Below are 23,210 nucleotides of genomic sequence, written 5' to 3' on the forward strand. Positions count from 1 at the left end.
TTTCTCAATTGTACCTCTTTCGAAATGATCATTGGTTTACAGTAAATCTTTAATAATTACAGAATAAATGAAATACACAACACTACCCAATACCGATGTAAAAGTTTCTAAAATTTGTTTAGGAACAATGACATGGGGTCGACAGAATACTGAAGCAGAAGGTCATGAACAAATGGATTACGCCTTAGAGAAAGGGGTAAACTTTTTTGATACCGCAGAATTGTATTCTGTACCAGCAACACCAGAAACATACGGAGCAACAGAAAAAATTATTGGTTCTTGGTTTAAGAAAACAGGAAACAGAGAAAAAGTAGTGTTAGCGTCTAAAATTGCTGGAGGAGGCGATTATACAGCTCATATTAGGACAGGTGGCTTTAATAGAAAAAATATATCAGAAGCTATAGAAGGTAGCTTGAAACGGTTACAAACAGATTACATCGATTTATATCAATTGCATTGGCCAGATCGTGGAGTAAACTGTTTTGGAGTACGTGATTATCCGTATAAAACTTCTGCAGAAGAAGCTGAAAAGCATTTAGAGATTTTAGAAACTTTGAATGACTTCGTAAAACAAGGAAAGATAAAACATGTAGGTTTGTCTAACGAAACTCCTTGGGGAACGATGAAATATCTGCAAACAGCAGAACAGCATGGTTTACCAAGAATGGTTACGATTCAAAACTCATATTCATTAATTCATAGAGGATATGAGGTAGGAATGTCTGAGGTTTCTATGAGAGAAAATATTGGCTTACTGGCTTACTCTCCTTTAGCACAAGGAGTATTAACAGGAAAATATATTGATGGAAAAACTCCAGAGGGAGCGAGAGGAACCTTATTTCCAAGGTTTATCGCTAGATATAAAAATGAAGGTTCAGAAAAAGCGGTTTTAGAGTATCAAAAAATAGCCAATAAATATGGGTTGACGTTAACGGAATTATCGTTGGCGTATATTAATCAGTTACCATTTGTAACTAGTAATATTATTGGAGCTACAAAAATGAGTCAGCTAAAAGAGAATATCAATTCTATCAATATTGAACTGTCTGAAGATATTTTAGCAGAGATTGAAGCGGTGCATACAATGATTCCTAATCCAGCTCCATAGTTGGGCAAAAGAAATAAAATAGAAAGTCAATATAAATTTTATATTGACTTTTTGATAGATTTAATGTGTAAACCTAATTATAAAACTGTTACAGTACAAAAAGTATACAGAGGAAGGGTTTAAAAAGAGAAGTTGGTCTTAGTATATTAAGAGATGACACCCGATAGATTTTAACAAATTAAAGAGGCTCAGCACTTATATTGTTATTTCTAGCTCTTTATTATCTTTATTTTCTTGTGTTTCTTGGTCTTTTATAATCGAAGGAAAAATCGTTGGAGCAATCTTCTTTACTGGTTTAAATAAAATAGACTCTTCTAGGCTTTTCTCTTTTACAAACGGAATAGTATCATTCATTTTTCCGAAGAAAATAAAAACTACACTTAAAATTAATCCAATTTTTAAAGCACCGAAAACACCACCTAAAATTTTGTTCAAAATTCCTAAAGCTGCAAAATCAGCTATTTTGGTTAAAATTTTTCCTAATAGTGCTATAGCTACAATTATGACCACAAAAGTTCCAGCAAAAGCCGCCAAAGAAATATACTTTTCATCCCAAGTAACACTAGTTTTCAACCAATCTCCAATAAAGTATGAAAAATGGATAGCCCCATAAACTCCTGCAACCAAAGCAACTAGTGAAGCAACCTCTACAAACAACCCTTTCATTAAACCTCTTACAAAGCCAAAAAGTAGTAATGCTGCAATAATAATATCAAAAGTATTCATAAATATAAAAGCCTTCTACTATAAAATCTATGCTCAAATATACATAACTCATTTGTATCTTTGCTTTTTCAAAAAGCACAAATGGCAAAAGAAATCAATTTAAAAGAAAAGTGGGATTTTGTAATAACTCAATTATCACAACAATTTGCTGACGGTGATGAGCTTAATATAGATGGAGTTATCTACCTAATTGGCGTTCAAGAATTGGGACAAGGGCATCGTAAGTTTAAAAAAGATGAAAAGGTAAACCTTATGCATATTGCTATTTGTAAGTTGTTAGAACCTTACGGATACTATGAATTCGATTTTTTTGACGATGATGGATGGCCTCACTATAAAACTGTAACCGAATTACCCAACTTAAAACCAGGTGAACAATCGGTTTTAATGAAAGAAGCCATCATTAATTATTTTGAACTAATTAATTTTTTTGATTAAGTAACACTTAATTTCCGAATCATTTTTGATAATAACTTAGGGAAAAAACGTTTCGTATATACACCTAACTTTTCCTTCACACCTGCTATATAAACTTCTTCTTTTTTATTCTTTATAGCTTTTAACATCATTCTAGCAAATCTATCTGGATCTATACCATTTGCTGTCGCTATGTCCATTGTACTTTGCGGGGTACCATTTCCTGTTAATGCATTTTTCGACACATTGGTAGTTACAAATCCTGGACAAATTAAAGTAACAGCAATGTTGTCTTTATAATGTTCTGCTCTCAAACTATCAAAAAAACCATGTAAAGCATGTTTCGTAGCAGCGTACGTAGAACGTAATGGAGTTCCTATTTTACCAACAATACTCGTAGTTACAACAAAATGCCCTGATTTATTTTCAATAAAATGAGGTAACAAGGCTTTTGTAAGCGCCACAGTTCCTAAATAATTAACATCCATCAAACGTTTATCAACTTTTATTGAAGTATTTTTCACTAGCGATCGTTGACTTATTCCTCCGTTGTTCACTAAAACATCTACTCTTCCAAAAAATGAAATTGCTTTGATTACCCTCTCATGAAGGTTTTCATAATCTTCTAAATCTAAAGGCAAAATCATAACTTTTTCAGGAAATTTACAACTCTTTTTCACTTCTCTTAAAATGCTTTCATTTCTTGATGATATAATTAATTTTGCTTCATAATTAGATAACTCAATGACTAGAGATTTACCGATTCCTGAAGACGCACCTGTTACCCAAAATATTTGTTCTTTAAAGTTCATGTTTTCAAATGATTAAAAAAACGTTTCTAAAATACACAAGATAAAATAAAAGTGGTACACTTCTTGGATAGAAGTTCGTAAATGACTAGTTTTAAAACCTTATTAATAACCCTTTTTAAATATTATGATGAAAAAATTACTGGCTCTATTAATATTCACCACATCACTTGCAAATGCACAGTATACTGTTAAAGGTACCATGACCCCTCCAGACAAAGGAGATTGGGTTATTTTATATAAAATTGAGGGAGCAAAACAAAAGTTTCTTGCCAATGCCACCATTAAATTTGATACTGTAGCTATAAGCGGTGAAAAACAAGTTTTAGGTAAATTTAGTTTTGAACTACCTAATACAGCAACTCCAGGTGCTTACAGAGCTACTTATAGAAATTCTGGTGCAGGTTTTGTTGATTTTTTCTTTAATAAAGAAAATGTTGAATTTGTTTTTAATCCAAAATATCCGGACCAATCGGTTTTATTTACTAGCTCTAGAGAAAACAAATTATACAATGAATACTTACAAGCATATAATGCTGTTCAAAAAAAGATAGATTCATTACAAGCTTCTTATATTGAGACTAAATCAAAAGACACAAAAAAAGCATACAAAAAAGAGCTTAAAGAGTTAGAAGATGTTCAAGAAATGTATGAAAATAAGTCTGAAGGAATGTTAGTAAATAGTTTTATAAAAGCCTCTCGCCGTTATAATTCATCTAACCCTCATGATAACGTTCAAGATTATTTATCTGCTACTAGTGAAAACTTTTTTGAATATGTAGATTTTAAAAGTGACAAACTATACAATTCTTCTTTTTTGATTGACCGAATTAACGATTATGTTTTTTACCTAAATTATTCTGAAGATAAGGATGTTCAACAAAAATTAATAAAGGAATCTATTACCAATGTTATGAAGAAAATTTCTTCTGACAAGTTAGAAAAAGCAGTTATCGATTATTTAATTAGTGCTCTTACTGAAAAACGTAACGGGCCTGCAGTAGACTGGATGTTTGCTGAATATTATGACAAACTTCCTGCTGAAGATCAAGATGTTGATTTTAAAAAGGAAAAACTAGACATCTTACTTGCAACAGTAGGTAGAGTGGCACCTGATTTTTCTTGGAAAGAAGGAGATAAAGAATATAAATTATCAACATTAAATGATGGAAACAAGTATTTGTTAGTATTCTGGAGTACTGGTTGCCCACACTGTATAAAAGAAATTCCAGAACTTTATAAGTTTATGCAAACTCATAAAGAAGTATCGGTAGTTTCTTTTGGTATTGAAAATGAAGAAAATGAATGGGACGAGTTTGTTAAGAATTTACCAGGATGGCACAATGCTATTGGAACACATCCTGAGTATAAGTTTGACAACGAAACCGTAAAAAAATATAACCTACTTGGTACTCCGTCTTATTTCGTATTAGACAAAGACAAAAATATTATTGCTATGCCTGATCACGTTGAAGACGTAGAAAAATATTTCAATAGCGATAAGAAATAAATATCAATATAACGTAAAGAAAAAGCTCAACAAATTTGTTGAGCTTTTTCTTTTTTAAAAATATAAAAATGCATCTTCAATATGCTCTATTACAAACTCATTTCGTTGTTTAATGATAGCAATGATATCAAACCGTATTTCAACATCTAACCCTCGTTCATTTACATAATTATCAATAGCAGTAACTAATAGCTTTATTTTCTTTGAGTTCACAAAGTCTTGTGGATTTCCAAAATAAGATGTAGATCTTGTTTTAACCTCAATAACAACCAATACATCTTTTTTTTGAGCAATAATATCAACCTCTGCTTTTTGGAAACAGTAATTTTTTTCAACAATAGTGTACCCATTTTTAACAAGATAATCTATTGCTAGTTGCTCTCCCTTCTTACCAAGTTCATTGTGTTGTGCCATTTAAAAACTTATATTTGAGTAACCTTAAACCTTTTTATCATGAAAAAAAACATGGGAAACACTGATAAAGCTGTTAGAACTTTAATTGCTCTAATAATAGCTGCGCTATCTTACTTTGAATTTATTACAGGAATTTTTGGTAATATCTTACTTGTATTAGCAATTATACTTTTGGTTACTAGTTTAATAAATTTTTGCCCACTATACAAGTTGTTAGGAATAAACACATGTAAAACAAAAAACAGTTAATTAAATTCTACCAAACACTGCTTATTCTTACTTATCGATAATTTAACTTCTCTACCCATTATCAATGCTCTATTATCTGGTTCATGACCTGCAGGAAAATTAAATAATATAGGGATATCTTTAGGAACAACGTCCAAAATTAATTGTTCTATTGAACTTCCCCAAGGAGTGGTATTTCTCTTAATCTTAGTCATATCTCCCACAATAATCGCTTTAACTTTAGTAAAATACCCTGCTCGCTTTAAGCTTTGTAACATTCTATCTATCGAATACTTATATTCTCCTATTTCTTCAATAAACAAAACTTTTCCATCTGTAGAAATTTGACTGTCCGACCCTAACATCGAAGCCAAAATAGCAATATTACCACCCACTAATTCTCCTGAAACCTCACCTACTTTATTCTCTTGTGAAGCAGGAACTTCATAGCGTAATTTTTCTCCAAATAATGCTTTCTTAAAAGTAGCGATTGTTTGCACAAGATCTTTTGGATCTTCTTCCATACTTGTTCCCATCATCGCATGCATTGTTTCAATACCTAAATTATGAATATGATTATGAAATGCTGTAACATCAGAATATCCAATAATCCATTTTGGATGTTTTTTAAACTTAGTAAAATCTAATCTATCTAAAATCCTCACAGAACCATATCCTCCGCGTGCACTCCAAATAGCCTTAATATTAGGATTGTCTAACGCGTCTTGAAAATCTTGACAACGCTCTTCATCGGTACCAGCAAAATGATCATTCTGATTAAACACATGCTTACCATACACTACCTTTAACCCCCAGCTTTCTACTAAACTTTTAGCCTTATCAATAGTATGCTTACGGTTCTTTAAAATTCCAGCAGGAGCAACAATTGCAATCGTATCTCCTTTTTGCAAATAGGGTGGTGTGGTTAACTTCATTGTTTTATTTTGTGCATAACCTGATATAATTATCAGTATAAAAAATAAGGTAAAAATTCTTTTTTCCATAAACAAGTCTCTTTTCTTGACTTTAAAAGTCTAAAGTCCATCAAATGTACCTAATTTATAACAGTATAAAAAATTGCTTTTTCGTACTTTTGCGCTTTAATTTTAGTAGAAAAACATGAGTACACCAAAAAGATATACAATTACAGCAGCATTACCTTATACAAATGGACCAATCCATATTGGTCATTTGGCAGGAGTGTATGTTCCTGGAGATATTTATGCCCGTTATCTGCGTCAAAAAGGAAAAGACGTAGCCTATATTTGTGGTTCTGATGAACACGGAGTTGCGATACCAATGCGTGCTAAAAAAGAAGGTGTTACTCCACAAGCTATTATTGATAAGTACAACGGAATCATTAAAAAATCGTTTGAAGATTTCGGTATTTCTTTTGATAATTACTCGCGTACCTCGGCTGAAATTCATCATAAAACAGCTTCAGATTTCTTTATCAAATTATACAATGATGGTGAATTTGTTGAAGAAGTTACGCAACAATTGTATGATGAAGAAGCTAATCAATTTTTAGCAGATCGTTTTGTTATTGGTACATGCCCTAAATGTGGAAACGAAGAAAGTTATGGAGACCAATGTGAAAAATGTGGGACAAGTCATAATGCTACAGATTTAATTAATCCTAAATCAGCTATTACTGGAAATGTTCCTACCTTAAAAGAAACTAAACATTGGTTTTTACCTTTAGATAAACACGAAGCTTTCTTACGCGAATGGATTTTAGAAGGACATAAAAATGATTGGAAACCTAACGTATTAGGGCAATGTAAATCATGGATTGATGACGGACTACGTCCTCGTGCAGTAACCCGTGATTTAGATTGGGGAATTCCTGTTCCTGTTGAAGGTGCTGACGGAAAAGTTTTATATGTTTGGTTTGATGCGCCTATTGGTTATATCTCTTCTACTAAAGAATGGGCTGCTCGTGAAGGTAAAAACTGGGAAGATTATTGGAAAAAAGACGATACCAAATTAGTACACTTTATTGGTAAAGATAATATTGTATTTCATTGTATTATTTTCCCTGCTATGTTAAAAGCTCATGGTGATTTTATTTTACCTGAAAATGTACCAGCTAACGAATTTTTAAATTTAGAAGGAAATAAACTATCAACTTCTAAAAATTGGGCTGTTTGGTTACATGAGTACTTAGAGGAATTTCCTGACCAACAAGATGTGTTACGTTATACCTTAACAGCTAACGCTCCTGAAAATAAAGATAATGATTTTACTTGGAAAGATTTTCAAGCAAAGAACAATAACGAGTTAGTTGCTATTTTCGGAAACTTTATTAACCGTGTTGTAGTGTTAACAAACAAATACTACAACGGACAGGTACCACCTGCGGGGGAATTATTAGAAATTGACAAAGACACTTTAGAGCAATTACAGCAATTTCCAGATATTATTGCAAAGTCTATAGAACGTTATCGTTTTAGAGAAGCTTCTCAAGAAATGATGAATTTAGCGCGTTTAGGTAATAAGTACTTAGCTGACGAAGAGCCATGGAAAGTAATTAAAGTTGACGAAGAGCGCACCAAAACTATTATGAACGTTGCCTTGCAAATCGCAACAGGTTTAGCAGTGTTATCAGAACCTTTTTTACCGTTTACTTCAAGTAAATTAAAGTCAATTTTAAATATTGATACTATGCTTGCTTGGAATGATGTAGCTGAAAAAGATGTTTTATTACCTGAAGGCCATCAAGTAAACAAAGCTGAATTATTATTTTCTAAAATTGAAGATACTACAATTCAAACACAGTTAGACAAGTTAGAAGCTACCAAGAAAGCAAATGAAGCTGCTAACAAAGTAGTTGAGCCTCAAAAAGAAACTATTCAATTTGATGATTTCACAAAAATGGATATTCGAATAGGGACTATTGTTGCTGCTGAAAAAGTAGCTAAAACAAAAAAGCTACTGAAGCTTACCGTCGATGTTGGTATTGATACACGTACGATTGTTTCTGGTATTGCAGAAAGCTTTAAACCAGAAGATATCGTTGGTCAGCAAGTATCTGTATTGTGTAATTTAGCTCCAAGAAAATTACGTGGTGTAGAAAGCCAAGGAATGATTTTAATGACAGATACTCCTGAGGGTAAATTAGCTTTTGTTCAACCTTCTAAAAAGGTAAATAACGGAGAGTTTATAGCCTAAACAAAAAACAAGCTTTTATTATATTCGCAACCTCGCTTAAATGCGAGGTTTTTTATACCTCTTAATAACTAAAAATGAAAAAAAATTGTATCAACATCCTGTTTTTAATAGGATTTATGTGTAATTCTTTATTTGCTCAAACAGAAATTGCTAGTTTTAAAAACTTTTTAAAAGAAAACTCAACAGACATTAAAGATGTAATTCCTGTTGTAAATACTGAAAATAATGACTTGGCTATTTTAATTGCTGATGCTAAAAATGTGTACGCATATAAATTTAATGACGATTTTAAATTAACCGGTCAACTTTCATCTGAAACTAAGAAAAGGAAGTATAAAATACTTTTGGGAAGCAGTATTTACAATAATGAATATAAAATATTTTTAACCAATAAAAGTAACACACAATTTGCTGCTGTAAGTTTTTCTTTTGATAATAAAAAAAACACAGTAAAAGAGTTTTTACTTCCTTCTGGACAAACTTTTATCCAAACAGTCTCTTTAAAAAACAAATTTTATATTATTTCTGGAAATAAAGTAGATGGTAGTATATATTTAAACTACCTTAATGAAGATGGTAACTTACAATATATTCCACTAGACATTTCTGAGCTAAGACTTCTTAACGAAAAGAATAAAAAAGTAAGAATTGTAGATCTTTTGTTACCTTTTAACTACTCACCTATCAAAAAGTTTGAAGAAAATACACCTAACTCAATTGAATCAGTTTCTGAGACTGCCAAAATGTATTTAAAAGGTAATAACTTTATTATTTCTTTTGATAATAATAAAAATATAACTCAATTATTTACTGTAAACTTAACAAACTATAAAGTTTCAACAGCAACTTTCAACAAACCTCTTTCTAATATTAAATCAGGAAGAAAAAAAACTAATTCTTTTATTTTTGATAATAAAGTAGCAATAGTAGCAGCTACGAAGGATGTTTTATCAATGTACATCTTAGACTTAGCAACTGGGAATTTTATAAAAGAATATGCTGCTAGTAAAGATGAGGAAATACTCTTTAAAAACTCTCCAATCATTCAAAAAGGAGGCTTTTATAACGGTTATAGAGAGCTAGAAAAAACTAAGAAATTTTTACGTAAAATAACTACTGGTAAAATTGGTGTTTCAGTCATTAAAAATAAAAACAGTTACTTGTTTACTATAGGGGGGTATGTTGAACAAAGGTCTGCTGCTCCAATGATGATGGCAGGTTTTGGAGGAATAGGTGGACCAATAGCTAGCCTAGGAAGTGTAAATGTGAACCTTTTCTTTAACCCTACCATGTTTGCATATAATTCTTTCACCAATACAAAATCAACTCAAATTGAATGTTTATTTGATACAGGTTTTGAGCACATTAAAGACACCAAAATACCTAGGAATATTTTTGATAAAATAAAAAGTACCCCTAGAAAAAGCGATATTGCCTACACTATTTTCAAATATAAAGATTTTTATATTAGAAGTGATTATACCCCTAGCGACAAAACATATCACTTAAGAAAATTCACAAGATAAATTAACCTTTTACTATATTTGTAACCTTGCTATTCATGCGAGGTTTTAATACCTTTTGAGAAGTAAAAGTAAAAAAAAAGATTACAGTACTTTTGTAAATTTTATATGAATATTTTTTATTGATATCCTATATTAAAAACCCAGAATATATATTCTGGGTTTAGTTATTATATTTGAATTTCCTAGCTTTCTTCTTCGCCTACAAGTTCTCCTTGTGTGGTTACAGAGCCAGTAGTTGCGTTTCCATATACAGGAGTTTCATTTCTTAAAATGTCAATTACTCTAGCAAAATTATCTGCAGTCATATATGGAGTTTCCTGTCTTTTTCCCTGAAATGTCGTAAAGTAAAACTTACCCAAATCAATTTTAGGATCCCATAAAGCTTGATATTCTTTTAGTTTTGTCCATCCTGTTGTTCCTTGTGCATAATGTGGCATAATATGTTAGTTTGAGGTTAATAGTAGTGTAAAACTATCAAAAAACACAACTAACAAAGGTTACCTATTCCCCGTTTTTCATAGGGGATATACTCCTAATTTTTTAGGGATAAAATGACTTATTTACTAGATGATATAATTAGTATCCTATTTTTCCTCTAACTCTTTGTAGCACATCTTTGGCAATTAAACGAGCTTTTTCTGCTCCTACAGCTAAAGCTTCATCAATTTCATGACGGTTTTCCATATAGTGGCTATATTTAGTACGTACATCAGCAAATTTTTCTACAATTAATTCATAAAGAGCTTGTTTTGCATGTCCGTATCCATAACCTCCATTTTCATAATTAGCACGCATTTCGCTAATTTGCTTCTCTGAAGCTAACAATCTATATATAGCAAAAACATTGTCACTATCTGGATCTTTTGGATCTTCTAACGCTTTACTATCCGTTTGAATAGACATAATTTGCTTACGTAACTTTTTGTCTGGTAAGAAAATATTGATAAAGTTATTTCGAGATTTACTCATTTTTTCACCATCAGCACCAGGTACTAGTTTTGTGTTTTCATTTATCTTGGCTTGAGGTGGAACCAAAGTTTCACCAACAATATTATTGAATCTATTAGCTACATCACGTGTCATTTCTAAATGCTGTAACTGATCCTTTCCTACAGGAACAACTTCAGCATCGTACAGCAAAATATCTGCAGCCATTAACATAGGGTAGGTAAATAAACCAGCATTAACGTCTGCTAAACGATCAGCTTTGTCTTTAAAACCATGTGCTAAGGTTAAACGTTGGTATGGAAAAAAACAGCTTAAATACCAAGTTAATTCAGTAACCTCAGGAATGTCACTTTGACGATAAAATACGGTTTTATTAATATCAATACCACAAGCAAGCCAAGTAGCTGCAACACTATAAGTGTTTTCGCGTAATTCATTCCCATCTTTAATTTGGGTTAAAGAGTGCATATCTGCAATAAATATAAATGATTCGTTTTTAGAATCATTAGCCATTTCAATTGCAGGTAAAATTGCTCCTAATAAATTTCCTAAATGTGGGGTTCCTGTACTTTGTACTCCTGTTAAAATTCTTGACATAAGTCTGTTTTGAAATATTATTAATAAGTGCTTGCTTAAGTCAACAAAAATAAGCTTAAAATTTATCAAACAAAAGAAATTACTACTTTCGCATTTTAAACGAGTTTAGGTTTTTAAATTCCTCAAAAAAAGAAAAAGAAAAATAAAGTTAGTTGGTTAATTATAAATTTTAAAAATTTGAAATACATATATTTTCCTATTCGTTTTATTTGGCGTGTTTGGTTTTACACGTTAATAGTAGTTTCCATACTAATAATGTTACCTTTCTTACTAGTCTTAACTTCAGATGAGAAGTATTACCCTGCTTTTTGGAAAATGGTTAGAGTTTGGGCTTTCTTTTTAATTTATGGAATGGGATTTCGATTAAATATAGAAAGAGAACAGGAAATAAACTGTAATGAGAGTTACATGTTTTGTAGTAATCATGCATCATTTATTGATCCGTGGGTGTTAATAGCAATGAGTAAAAATCCAATAGTTTTTGTAGGGAAGAAAGAATTAGCAAAATTTCCAATTTTTGGTTTTTTTTATAAAAAAGTCGTTATTGTAGTTGATAGGAGTGATTTAGAAAGTAGAAAAAAAGTATATGAAGAAGCCCATAAGAGATTAAAAAATGGAACAAGTATTGCTATTTTTCCTGAAGGTTTAGTGCCAACAGAAGATGTAGTTTTAGCGCCTTTTAAAAATGGAGCATTCAGTTTGGCTATTGAGCATCAAATACCTATTGTGCCCCAAGTTTATTATGACGGGAAGCGTTTATTTTCATGGGATTTCTTTAAAGGGTCACCAGGTGTACTAAGAGTAAAACAATGTAAATTCATAGAGACAAAAAATTTAATTGCTCAAGATAAGAACAAGTTAAGGGAGCAGACTTATAATATAATATACAATGAATTAATTAATGATGAGTTGTATATGAAAGACACAAATCGTTCCATTCATGAAAGAAAGTTTAAATAACCATTACAGCCAAAAAGAGGAAAGATTAAATATACTTACTCATGGTTTTGGGCTATTGTTAAGTATTATAGCCTTACCTTTTCTGGTACATAAATCATTCAATTACGATGGCTTATGGCAGATGGTCAGTTTTTTAATTTATGGATTTAGTTTAATAATTCTATATGCAGCATCTACCTTTTATCATGCAGCTAAAAAACCTAAGCTAAGACGAAAACTAAATATTTTTGATCATGCAGCTATTTATGTGTTAATAGCAGGAACTTATACTCCCTTTTGTCTGGTTACTTTGTCAGGAGAATTAGGTTGGTATATGTTTATCTTTGTTTGGGTGTTTGCATTTATAGGTGTTATATTAAAATTCTTTTTTACAGGGAAGTTTGATAGGCTTTCTACAGCATTGTATTTATTAATGGGTTGGCAAGTAGTTTTTTTGATAAAACCATTAATGGAAAGGTTGCATGAAGATGGGGTAATGTATCTTTTTCTTGGAGGTGTTTTTTATACCGTTGGAGCTATCTTCTATTCTATAAAAAAATTGAGCTATAATCACGCAACATTTCATGTTTTTGTTTTGCTTGGAAGTTTATCTCATTTCATATGCGTTTTGTTTTTTGTTTAGTTTTAATGTTAAAAAAATAAATAAAAAATCATTTTAAAGTTAAATTTATATTAATTGGTAATTTATTATTTATATTGGTTACTATTGTATTAATTTAATTTGTTTTGTAGTTGTAGGTTTGTTAAGTAATTTAAAATCAATCAATTATGAAACAAAAAAATATTTTGTTCCCCTTCTTCTTTTTGTTGTTTTTCTGTGTTGAGGTTATGTTGGCTCAAGACTGTAAAGTTACAATTGAAAATCAAAAGGTATTTTCAAAATACCCTGAATCAAAGAAAGAGTTTGAGAGGTTCAATCACTACACAAAAAAAGTAGTTAGTAAAAAGCAAATTTCGCAATCAAATAGAGCGGGAGAAACGTACATCATTCCAGTAGTAGTACATGTTTATGGTGCTACTCAGCATGGATTAACTGTAACTTACGATAAGATAAAAGTAGCATTAGATAAGTTAAATGAAGATTTTAATGGACTAAATGATGACTTTAATACAGTAGACCCTGTTTTTTCTGGTAGAAGAGGTACACTTAGTATACGGTTTGCATTAGCTAAGATAGATCCTAATGGAGGGAGTACTAATGGTGTTGTATTCCACCCAGAAAAGGCTGGTTATGGGAATGGAGGTGGTTATGATGCTCAAATAGCTGCAGATGCATGGGATAATTATAAGTACATGAATGTATATATTATGGGAGACTTATATGCAGATGGAAGTTCGACAAACTCAGGAGTTGCATGGTATCCTAACACAGCAATGTCTAATAATAATACAGCAAGAGTAGTTTATAATGGACGTTATATTCATGGAAATACCAATAAAGAGTTTGCATCAGTATTAACCCATGAGTTTGGTCACTGGTTAAATCTTATTCATACATTTGAAGGGGGTTGTAATGATCCCAATGGAGATTATGTAGATGATACTCCAAAAGAAGACACTAACTCAGGAGATGATGGTTGTAATGTTGGTGCGAGTGATTGTGGTAATTTAATTAACTATGAAAACTATATGGGCTATGATTCCGCATCAGGTTGTGCAAAAATGTTTACACAAGGGCAAATAAATAGAATGTTAGTAGCATTAGATCATCCAGCTCGTAAACCCTTATGGCAACCATCTAACTTAGTAGCTACAGGAGTTAATTTGTCAGGAGGTTCACTTGTGGTAGATAATAATAAAGTTGAAGAAGCACTAACAAATAACGGTACAATTGTTAATGAAGCAAAGCACATTACATTAGAGGGAGGAACATTTGCTGTTGGATCTGGAAACCTGTCTCTTGGTACTCATTTTGACTTAAATCTTCCACAAGGAATATCAGCACAAATTTCGGTAGTTAATAACAGAAAGTTAAGTGTAAATTTTACAGGTAAAGCTCTGAACCATGTAAAAGCAAATAATTCAACCGGAATTATAACATTTAAAGATGCTGCAATTTCGGGAGGTACAACAGCCTTAAACTCAAATAAAGTAGCTTTTGAGTTTAGTTTTTATGACCCTTACAAAATAGTATATGTAGATAACCAGGATTATACCGCGAACTCAGGTAGTACTTGGACGTTTTTTAGGATAGAAGGAGCAGAAAATGATAATGCTTTCGGAACTTTTTTTGAAAACAACGCACTAAAATTGGAAACGTATCAAAAAGCGTTGGTATGTCAACCAGGAACAAGAAACCCAATACCATTAACACTCAATACTGAAATTAACCAGCAAAGTTCATGGGTGTCAGGAGGGGCTTACCCCGATTTGCATGTGATTAGAGATGTAAATTATACAGCTTGGGATGGTAAAACGGCATATATAGGGTTTCAATTTCAACTATATCCAGGAAAGTTAAATTATGGATGGTTTAGAGTACAAGTGAATAATAATGGTTCTTCCTATTCACTTCTAGATTATGCGTATAGTACAGAACCCTATGGAGAAATTAAAGCAGGAAGTAAAGTTTATGGAGGTCAACCAACGTGTAATGATGGTGTTCAAAATGGAGATGAAACTGGTGTTGATTGTGGTGGTACTTGTGAGCCATGTAACGTAGCTATTACTTACTGTGATTCTAATGGTAAAAATGCTAACGATGAATTTATTAGTAGAGTACAATTACATACAATAGATAATAGTTCTTCTAGTTCAAGCAATGGGTATGCTGATTATACAGCTTCTATATCTACTAATTTATTAAGGGGAGATAGTTATTCAGTAACAATAACTCCGAGTTGGAGAACAACAAAATATTCTGAAGGTTATAGTGTTTGGATTGATTATAATAAAAATGGAGATTTTACAGATCCAGGTGAACTGGTTTGGAGTAAATCAGCGTCTAAAGATAATATAGTTTCTGGACAATTTACTGTGCCTAACTCGGCAGTATTAGGAGATACTAGAATGAGGGTCTCAATGAAGTATAATGGTATAGCAACATCTTGTGAGTCTTTTAGTTATGGAGAGGTTGAGGATTATAAAATAATAATATCTGAGAATTCTTTGCCAACATGTAATGATGGTGTTCAAAACGGTGATGAAACTGGTGTTGATTGTGGAGGTTCATGTTTGCCTTGTGATACCACAGATAATATTGTATATGTTGATATAGATGACCTTACAGTCAGATCAAATGATACTTGGAAATTTTTTAGAATCGAATCAGGTGATGATACAGATTATGGTGCTTGGTATACAGGTAATACTTTACGATTAGTAACTTACGGTAAAGAATTGGTATGTAATGGAGTGAGTAATGAAGTGTCGTATTTAGAAGAAGGAGTAGTAATTGGAAGTTCAAGTAATTTCGTAACAGATTCACATAGTTTTTTAGTTAGTTCTTCTGATTATACTCTATGGAATGGAAAAACAGGATTTATAGGTTTTTCTTTTAAAATAAATGGAAATACACATTATGGATGGTTTCATGTTTCAGTAGCAAGTAATGGGCAATCTTACACACTAACAGATTATGCCTATAATAAAGCGGCAAACTTGCCAATTACAACCGTAAATAGAATTGGAGCTGTTGGAGCTCGTTATAATGAGTTAAGTAAAAATGTTACGCTTTATGCTGCACCAAACCCTTTTGAATCACAAACAAAAATTAACCTTTCAGGTTTTTCTAAAAAAGAGGATATACAATTACATGTATACGATTTATTGGGGAGACATATTTATACTGAAAAGGTTAATTCCTCCTCAACATATGTAGTGATTGATGAAAGCATCTTAAAAAAAGAGGGGATGTATTTGTTGAAAATACAATCAGGAGAAGAAATAAAAACACTTAGTATTTTAAAAAAATAAAAAGATTATTAAAATAAAAAATGGTAAAACCATCTATTTTTAGATGGTTTTACCATTTTTTATACGGTAATTTACTTAGGTTAGAATTATAGTATTTAGCATCTCCAGTAACTTCCTTACCTAACCACTCAGGTTTTGTAAAACTTTCATTTTCATTTTCTAACTCAACTTCAGCAATAAGCAATCCATCATTATCCCCTAAAAATTCATCTACTTCAAAAATATGATTGTTAATTTTTACTAAATATCTATATTTCTCAATACTACCTTTTTCACATAAATCAAAAAGACTCTCAGCTTCTTTCTTATCAATTTCTTTTTCCCATTCAAATCGAGTAGTTCCATTAGCACTTGATGCCCCTTTGATAGTTAAAAAACCAGTATTATCTTTTAAGCGAACTCGTACTACTCTTTTTTTATCTGAATTTAAAAAACCTTGTTTTATGTAGTTTTTTTGAAAAGCTTCTTGTTTAAAGTCTGTAGATTTTACCAAGAATTTTCGCTCTATCTCTGTTGCCATACTAAAGGAATCAATTTTATACGAATGTACTATTTTTGTTGGTATTATTGGTATATCTTTGATTAATGATTTTAATAGTTAAACTTGGTTAAATGGCAGTAGTTACTACAAAAGCCATTGTTTTGAGTTCTCTTAAATATGGAGATACTAGTTTGATAGTAAAATGTTTTACTTTACAAGAAGGAGTAAAATCGTACATGATAAAAGGAGTGCTAAAATCAAAAAAAGGAAAGTTAAAACCTGCGCACTTTCAACCATTAACACAGCTAAACCTTACGGCAAACCATAGTAATAAAAGCTCATTGCATTCTATTAAAGAAGTGCAAGTGATTCATCCTTATGAAACTATTTATACTTCTGTTGTTAAGCAAACAATTGTATTATTTTTATCTGAAGTGTTATCATATATTCTACAAGAAGAGGAAGAAAATAATCCTTTATACAGTTATATTGAAACTTCTATAATTTGGTTAGATACACATAATGAGGTTGCAAACTTTCATTTACTATTTTTATTAAATTTATCTAGGTATTTAGGTTTTTATCCAGATACAACCAATATTGATAAAACAGCATTTAATTTGTTAGAAGGAGGTTTTACCGATACGGAATATGAAAATCTAACTCTATCGGGAAAAAAATTACTTCTTTTTAAAGGTATATTAGGCATAAATTTTGATGCAATAAATTCAATTTCTTATTCAAAAAAAGAAAGACAAATTATTCTCCGAATTATAGTTCAATATTATGAATTACATTTGGAAGGATTTAGAAAACCTAAATCATTAGATGTTTTAGAAACCGTGTTTAATTAATATGAAAAACATAATTACTGTATTTTTTTTACTTTTAACTGTTACAATCTTTTCTCAAACTATTACTGTAATTGATGCTGAAACAGGAAAACCTGTAGAAGCTGTGGCAGTTTTTAATAAAAACAAAACAACATCTGCAATAAGTAATGAATTAGGTAAAATTGATGTTTCTAATTTTAAAAAAAATGAATTGCTTACGTTTGCTCATGTATCTTATGCAGGGTACCAAGAAAAAATATCTGTAATAAAAAAGAATAATTACCACGTATATTTATCAAAAAACTCAGAACAGTTAGATGAGGTAGTTGTTTCTGTTTTTAAGAACAGAGAAAAAACCAACCGTATAGCAGAGCAAATAGCAGTGGTGTCTTCAAAAGAAATAGAAAAACTATCTCCACAGACTTCAGCAGATTTATTAGCGAGTGTACCTGGAATTAAAGTTCAAAAATCACAATTTGGAGGAGGGAGTCCTGTTTTACGTGGAATGGAAAGTAATCGAGTTCTTTTGGTGGTTGACGGTGTTCGTATGAATAATGCAATTTATAGAAAAGGACACTTACAAAACTCAATTACAGTAGCTCCAAACTTATTAGATAGAACAGAGGTTGTTTTTGGTCCGTCATCAGTAATTTATGGTTCAGATGCATTAGGTGGTGTAATTCACTACTATACTAAAACCCCGAAGTTATCAGAAAAAGGAAGTGAAATTAAAGGAAATACATTTTTAAGATATAGTTCAGCAAACAATGAAATAACTAATGTAGCTTCTGCTGAATTAAGATTTAAAAAATGGGCGTCTTTTACAAGTGTAGCTCATAGTAATTTTGGAGATTTAAAGATGGGAGAAAACCGTTCTCATGGTTTTGAAAATTGGGGTAAATTGCCTTTTTACTCTAACAATACTAATACTTTTTATAACGAGACACCGGTTGTTAATTCTAATCAAAACTTACAAAGAAATACAGGCTATAGTCAAACAGATGTATTACAAAAGTTTTATGTTCCTTTTTCAAAAAACACAGACTTTAAACTAAACTTACAGTATTCAACCTCTTCAAACATTCCTCGTTTTGATAAGTTAACAGAGTTAAAAAATGGAAATTTAAAGTTTGCTGAATGGTATTATGGTCCACAAGAACGTTTGTTAGTATCTCCACAGTTAATTATAAATCCTAAGAAAAAATGGATGGATAATGGAACTATTACTTTAGCATACCAAAATATAAAAGAAAGTCGCATACAAAGAAAGTTTGGAAGCTTAGATAGGTCTTACAGAGAAGAAAAAGTTGATGTTTTTAGTTTAAATGGAGACTTTACAATACCCTTAGCTAAAAGAAGGAATTTAGGGTATGGAGTAGAAGTTACTTACAATGATGTAGCATCAAACTCTTACGGAAAAACATTACGTGTTAATGGTAATAAAATTGTTGGTTTTGATAATGACTTTACTGTACAATCTCGATACCCTGATGGAGGAAGTAGTTACTTGAGTTCAGCTTTTTATGTAGATTATCGTCAAGACATTAATAGTAAATCAACATTAAATACAGGAATTAGAGGCACTAATACAATATTGAAAGCAAAATGGTTAGATGAAACGTTTATAGATATTCCTCAAAATGATATAAGGCTAGATAATCAATCGCTAACAGCAACGATAGGGTATGTATATAAGCCAAATAAAACTTGGCAATTAAACACGGTGTTATCCTCTGGGTTTAGATCACCAAATATTGATGATGTAGGTAAAATAAGAGAGAAGAACGGTAAGGTAACTATACCGAATACAAGTTTAAAACCAGAACATGCATACAATGCTGAAATTGGAGCTCAAAAATACTTTAACAATAGAAAATTTAGGGTTGGGGCAAATGTGTATTACACTTTGTTGAATAATTACATTTACAGAGAAAATTTTGAACTAAATGGAAGTTCAACTATTGAGTATGACGGAGAAGACGGAGCTATTGTAGCTAATGTTAATAAAGGAACAGCTTATGTTACGGGTGCTACAGTTAGTTATCAAGGAAAGTTACATAGAAATTGGAATACTTCAGGATTTGTTACCTATACGTATGGAAAAACTTATGATACCAACGAGCCAATGTCGTCTATTCCACCATTATTTGGTCGTTTTGATGTAAGTTATGTAAGCAAGAAGTTAGAAGGTGGAGCCAACTTAGTTTTTAATGCAAAAAAAGATATTTCAGATTATAATATAACTGAGGGTATTGATAACCATGAACAAACACCAATTGTAAATGCAGATGCGACTGAGGATATTGATAAATACTACGGAAGCCCTAGTTGGATGACTGTTGGGTTGTATGGGAAATATCAGTTCACAAAAAACATTGCTTTGCAAGCGCAATTGTCTAATTTGTTTGATGAACATTATAAAGAATTTGCTTCAGGGGTTTCAGCTGCAGGACGTAATATTTCAGTATCTTTGCTAACCAATTTTTAAGTGAAAATCCAAATGATTAATTTTTTCAGATTAGTAAGTTTATTAGAAGGGATATCTTATATTTTATTACTTTTTATTGCTGTGCCAATTAAATATTTACAAGGAAATCCAGAGTATGTTAAAATGCTTGGTATGCCTCATGGATTACTATTTGTTGGCTATATTGTATTAGCTATTATGTTAAAGTACGAGCTAAATTGGAATGGTAAAACTTTCGGAATCGTTTGTTTACTATCTATTCTACCTTTCGGAACATTTTTCGTTGGAAAATACTTAAAAAAGGTTGAGGCTTAATAGTTTCTTTTATTAGGAAGAAAATAATTATCCTCCACTTACTGGAGGAATAATAGCGATTACATCATTCTCTTTTATTAGTATGTTGTCAGTAGCGTAACTTTCGTTAATAGCTACCGCATACGAACTCATTTTTTGTAGTTCAGGGAATTCTGCCATAAGAAATTTTTTAAAACTAGCAACCGTACTTTTGTTAGGTAGTTCAATTTCTAATGAAGAATTATCAACTAAATCTGTTGACATACCGAAAAATAGTAGAGTTATTTTCATATAACAAATCTACAATTTTATCCCGAAAACTACTCTATTTTCAGATTTTCCATTAAAGTAAGAGCGAGCAAAATCTACACGTAAAAAGCGCCATTTTCCAATACCAACATTATCTAAACCAATAGCAAACTCAGAATAAGGTTTGTTGCCCGCTGTAAATAATCCTTTTGCACCAGTAACTAAATGAAAGTTAAGTTTATTTAACAAAGGAACCTTACTTAACAATGCTCCTTTAAAGTTATATTCTCCATGAAGTTCAGCATATTTATCATTAGAACTTAGTTTATAATAAGGAAGCATATAAAAGTTGTTCAAATAGTTGTCTTTTGGAGCTATTAACAAGCGATTTCCATTAAAATGAGCATAATCTATAAACGGAATGTCTTTTTTCTCTAAAAACACACCTCCTTTTGCTTTGTAAGCAAACTCACCCCAATTACCTAAATTGATTTGTTGATACAATTGAGAAAAAATCACATCAGAATTCCATTCAGAGTTTCCTGACCCAAAGTTTTTTTGATAACCAATATATAGCGATGGATACTTACGACTTGGTATATTATATTTTCCATCAGGATATGATAAGTACTTTTGACCAAAACTAATGTTTGCTCCTAAAGAAAAAGTCCACATTTGATGCGGCGTAAAACCTGTAGAGAAATCTGTAGGATCTTGCGGATTATTAGAAGTGTAGTCTACATCGTCTTGCGGAAACATTACATAATCGGTTGTATTAAATAGTGGCTTTCTGTCTGCAAATTCTAAAGAAGAGAACATGCGTATTCCGTTAGTTACTTCCTGTGAAAAGATTGCTTTAGCAAATGTCTTTTCATAAATTTTTAAATAGTTTCGTTCAAAACCAATAGAACTTATTGTGTTCCAAAATTTAGAAATGGGTTGTTTAGAGTTGAATTGTGGTGTGGCAACTCCTCCAGAAATTGTTAAAACTGGTCGCGTAGTATTGTTCCAACGATAGTTGAAGTTGGCTGTAGGACGCACTTTTTTCTCTGAAAAACCATAATTAACATTAGCCCCAATACTAAAACGTTTTCCTTTTTTGTTAAGTGATTTTCGATAGTTAACACCTAAAGAAGAATTCCACCCTTGCACCGTATTAAAGTTAAGGCTTTCAATGGGGGAAGAAGTGCTTAACGACCACTTGTTGTAAGAATCTCGGTAAGTGTACCCAGAAAGAATATCTAACGGTTTAAACTTATTATTTTTAGTGTCTATAGAGTCTAAATATTTCTTCGATTTTCGAATAGTTTTTATGCTGTCTTTTAATTTGTAATCTGATATTTCTTCAGAAGTTAAAGTCACGGGACGAATTTCATTCCAATATACCGAATCTTTTTCTGTAGCATTTTCAGCAAACGAAAGTACTTCGTTACCAAAAGTATCTTCGGTAAAGTTAGGGTTGAAATTATAGTTAGAATAAGCAGCAGAAAAACGTCCATTAAAATGAAATCCAAATAAACCAGCTTTAAAATCTATAGTTTGTGTAACAGGTACCCAAGCTTTGTTTTTAGTAGAGAAATTATAGTTTTGTTTAATGTGTAGTGAATCTACAATTGGTAGGCTTATTTGTGCGCCAGTGACAATAACATCGGCACCATAAATAGCCCAATCATCTTCAACTATATAGATGAAGCCACTAAAAACACGATCGTTTTTACGTTTTGGTAAAAGTTGAATTTTGTTAATGAGTTTTCCGTTTTTATCATAAAAAACACCAGTGAGTTTATAGTTGTAGTATCCAAAAGCACTATTAGCAATAGGAGAAATAACTTTAACATCAGCTAAATCAAAAGAATTTTCATAGAAGTTAAAATTTACTTCTTCTGCTTGATTAAAACTAATTCCGTTGTCTTGTCCACTAACTTTTGAAGCTATAATATGCTCTTTAAAGTTTTTAGGTCTTTTTTGAAATGAGATTTTAGATACGGTTTCAGACAGGTAAACGATGCCTGTTCTAGTAGAATCCAATCCACCACCCATGTCACCAATATCCTGTCCTAAAAACTTCTTCGGTAAATCTTTTACTTTAAATAAACCACGAGAATAAAAATCGGCAGTATACTCAGCAAATTTATCAGTATTTTTTACTTTACTAGCAATAGCATTTCTAATAATTTTGTTAGCAGGGTTTTCTTTAGAAGATACTAAGACTTCATCTAAGGAAACTTCTTCTTCAGCTAAAACAATATTTAAGATAAAAGGAAAAGAGTTAATTTCAACTGTTTTTTTAACAGTTTTATAACCTAACATTTGAAATACTAGAGTGTGCTGTCCTGTTGAGTTAAAAGCTAATTCATAGTTGCCGTTTGTGTTGGTTGTAGCACCTGTAATAGTATTTTCTAAATATACACTTACAAAAGAGATAGGTTGGTTTTTAATATCGGTAACCTTTCCTGTAATTTGAGAAAAAACAATTGAAGAGAATGCTAAAAATAAAAATGTAGTTATGGTTTTCATAGTCAGTTAGTTGTTGGTGACAAACATAAAAGAAGAA

21 protein-coding genes are annotated in these 23,210 nt (G+C 31.3%); 12 read left to right on the forward strand and 9 right to left on the reverse strand.

Annotated features, from left to right (window positions below; all coding sequences use genetic code 11):
* Positions 1-67 precede the first annotated feature (67 nt).
* Positions 68-1,108: an NADP(H)-dependent aldo-keto reductase gene (locus NH341_RS02910; protein WP_159611059.1), complete on the forward strand. Its 1,041-nt coding sequence runs from the start codon at positions 68-70 to the stop codon at positions 1,106-1,108.
* 195 nt (positions 1,109-1,303) lie between these two features.
* Here NH341_RS02910 and NH341_RS02915 read toward each other — a convergent pair whose 3' ends face one another.
* A complete protein-coding gene (locus tag NH341_RS02915) occupies positions 1,304-1,834 on the reverse strand; it encodes a CvpA family protein (RefSeq protein ID WP_159611057.1) in 531 nt (176 codons plus the stop codon).
* Between the two features lie 81 nt (positions 1,835-1,915).
* On the opposite strand from NH341_RS02915, the gene NH341_RS02920 reads away from it, so the two are divergent.
* Positions 1,916-2,272, forward strand: a complete 357-nt coding sequence (locus NH341_RS02920) for a hypothetical protein (RefSeq protein WP_159611055.1) — start codon at positions 1,916-1,918, stop codon at positions 2,270-2,272.
* On the opposite strand, the gene NH341_RS02925 is transcribed toward NH341_RS02920, so the two are convergent.
* Positions 2,269-3,063, reverse strand: coding sequence for an SDR family oxidoreductase (locus NH341_RS02925; RefSeq protein WP_159509225.1), 795 nt, complete (start codon positions 3,061-3,063; stop codon positions 2,269-2,271). The genes NH341_RS02920 and NH341_RS02925 overlap by 4 nt on opposite strands.
* A gap of 124 nt (positions 3,064-3,187) precedes the next feature.
* Between NH341_RS02925 and NH341_RS02930 the strand changes: the two genes are divergently transcribed.
* A complete protein-coding gene (locus NH341_RS02930; RefSeq protein WP_082118598.1) occupies positions 3,188-4,570 on the forward strand; it encodes a TlpA disulfide reductase family protein in 1,383 nt (460 codons plus the stop codon).
* Between the two features lie 54 nt (positions 4,571-4,624).
* Here the strand turns inward: NH341_RS02930 and NH341_RS02935 are convergent, their stop codons facing one another.
* Entirely contained in the window at positions 4,625-4,984 is a 360-nt protein-coding gene (locus tag NH341_RS02935) for a YraN family protein (protein WP_047788259.1), read from the reverse strand.
* A gap of 39 nt (positions 4,985-5,023) precedes the next feature.
* Here NH341_RS02935 and NH341_RS02940 point away from each other — a divergent pair, with 39 nt between their 5' ends.
* On the forward strand, positions 5,024-5,233 hold the full coding sequence (locus NH341_RS02940; protein WP_253055657.1) for a DUF2892 domain-containing protein: 210 nt from the start codon (positions 5,024-5,026) through the stop codon (positions 5,231-5,233).
* On the opposite strand, the gene NH341_RS02945 is transcribed toward NH341_RS02940, so the two are convergent.
* Positions 5,230-6,216 (reverse strand): LD-carboxypeptidase, encoded by a 987-nt coding sequence (locus NH341_RS02945; protein WP_253055658.1) that lies wholly within the window; start codon positions 6,214-6,216, stop codon positions 5,230-5,232. The genes NH341_RS02940 and NH341_RS02945 overlap by 4 nt on opposite strands.
* A gap of 115 nt (positions 6,217-6,331) precedes the next feature.
* Between NH341_RS02945 and metG the strand changes: the two genes are divergently transcribed.
* Both metG and NH341_RS02955 read left to right on the forward strand, forming a co-directional pair.
* A complete protein-coding gene (metG, locus tag NH341_RS02950) occupies positions 6,332-8,386 on the forward strand; it encodes a methionine--tRNA ligase (RefSeq protein WP_239178222.1) in 2,055 nt (684 codons plus the stop codon).
* A 74-nt stretch (positions 8,387-8,460) separates the two neighbouring features.
* Positions 8,461-9,912, forward strand: a complete 1,452-nt coding sequence (locus NH341_RS02955) for a hypothetical protein (protein WP_239178221.1) — start codon at positions 8,461-8,463, stop codon at positions 9,910-9,912.
* A gap of 182 nt (positions 9,913-10,094) precedes the next feature.
* On the opposite strand, the gene NH341_RS02960 is transcribed toward NH341_RS02955, so the two are convergent.
* Together NH341_RS02960 and trpS are read right to left on the reverse strand one after the other, a co-directional pair.
* Positions 10,095-10,349, reverse strand: a complete 255-nt coding sequence (locus NH341_RS02960) for a hypothetical protein (RefSeq protein WP_047787916.1) — start codon at positions 10,347-10,349, stop codon at positions 10,095-10,097.
* Positions 10,350-10,488: 139 nt separating this feature from the next.
* Positions 10,489-11,457, reverse strand: coding sequence for a tryptophan--tRNA ligase (trpS, locus tag NH341_RS02965; RefSeq protein WP_159611041.1), 969 nt, complete (start codon positions 11,455-11,457; stop codon positions 10,489-10,491).
* Between the two features lie 177 nt (positions 11,458-11,634).
* Here trpS and NH341_RS02970 point away from each other — a divergent pair, with 177 nt between their 5' ends.
* From NH341_RS02970 to NH341_RS02980, 3 genes are all read left to right on the forward strand, one after another.
* Complete coding sequence (locus tag NH341_RS02970) at positions 11,635-12,417, forward strand: lysophospholipid acyltransferase family protein (RefSeq protein WP_370641868.1); 783 nt, start codon at positions 11,635-11,637, stop codon at positions 12,415-12,417.
* Positions 12,398-13,039 (forward strand): hemolysin III family protein, encoded by a 642-nt coding sequence (locus NH341_RS02975; protein WP_159509159.1) that lies wholly within the window; start codon positions 12,398-12,400, stop codon positions 13,037-13,039. Before NH341_RS02970 ends, NH341_RS02975 begins: the two co-directional genes overlap by 20 nt.
* A gap of 146 nt (positions 13,040-13,185) precedes the next feature.
* On the forward strand, positions 13,186-16,332 hold the full coding sequence (locus NH341_RS02980) for a M43 family zinc metalloprotease (protein WP_239178220.1): 3,147 nt from the start codon (positions 13,186-13,188) through the stop codon (positions 16,330-16,332).
* A 49-nt stretch (positions 16,333-16,381) separates the two neighbouring features.
* On the opposite strand, the gene NH341_RS02985 is transcribed toward NH341_RS02980, so the two are convergent.
* Positions 16,382-16,852, reverse strand: a complete 471-nt coding sequence (locus tag NH341_RS02985; protein WP_047787912.1) for a CYTH domain-containing protein — start codon at positions 16,850-16,852, stop codon at positions 16,382-16,384.
* A 92-nt stretch (positions 16,853-16,944) separates the two neighbouring features.
* Here NH341_RS02985 and recO point away from each other — a divergent pair, with 92 nt between their 5' ends.
* Genes recO through NH341_RS03000 form a run of 3 tightly spaced genes read left to right on the forward strand, consistent with a single transcriptional unit; the run spans position 16,945 to position 20,428 of the window.
* On the forward strand, positions 16,945-17,667 hold the full coding sequence (recO, locus tag NH341_RS02990; protein ID WP_239178219.1) for a DNA repair protein RecO: 723 nt from the start codon (positions 16,945-16,947) through the stop codon (positions 17,665-17,667).
* 1 nt (position 17,668) lies between these two features.
* On the forward strand, positions 17,669-20,134 hold the full coding sequence (locus NH341_RS02995; RefSeq protein ID WP_159509167.1) for a TonB-dependent receptor domain-containing protein: 2,466 nt from the start codon (positions 17,669-17,671) through the stop codon (positions 20,132-20,134).
* A gap of 12 nt (positions 20,135-20,146) precedes the next feature.
* Positions 20,147-20,428 carry a DUF3817 domain-containing protein gene (locus NH341_RS03000; protein ID WP_073182262.1) on the forward strand — a complete coding sequence of 94 codons (282 nt, stop codon included), beginning with the start codon at positions 20,147-20,149 and terminating at the stop codon, positions 20,426-20,428.
* A 27-nt stretch (positions 20,429-20,455) separates the two neighbouring features.
* On the opposite strand, the gene moaD is transcribed toward NH341_RS03000, so the two are convergent.
* Both moaD and NH341_RS03010 read right to left on the reverse strand, forming a co-directional pair.
* Positions 20,456-20,698: a molybdopterin converting factor subunit 1 gene (moaD, locus tag NH341_RS03005; RefSeq protein ID WP_047787908.1), complete on the reverse strand. Its 243-nt coding sequence runs from the start codon at positions 20,696-20,698 to the stop codon at positions 20,456-20,458.
* A gap of 9 nt (positions 20,699-20,707) precedes the next feature.
* Complete coding sequence (locus NH341_RS03010) at positions 20,708-23,173, reverse strand: DUF5686 and carboxypeptidase regulatory-like domain-containing protein (protein WP_253055660.1); 2,466 nt, start codon at positions 23,171-23,173, stop codon at positions 20,708-20,710.
* Positions 23,174-23,210: the final 37 nt, after the last annotated feature.

It is taken from the genome of Tenacibaculum sp. XPcli2-G (assembly GCF_024124505.1).
GTDB classification, from domain to species: domain Bacteria; phylum Bacteroidota; class Bacteroidia; order Flavobacteriales; family Flavobacteriaceae; genus Polaribacter; species Polaribacter mesophilus.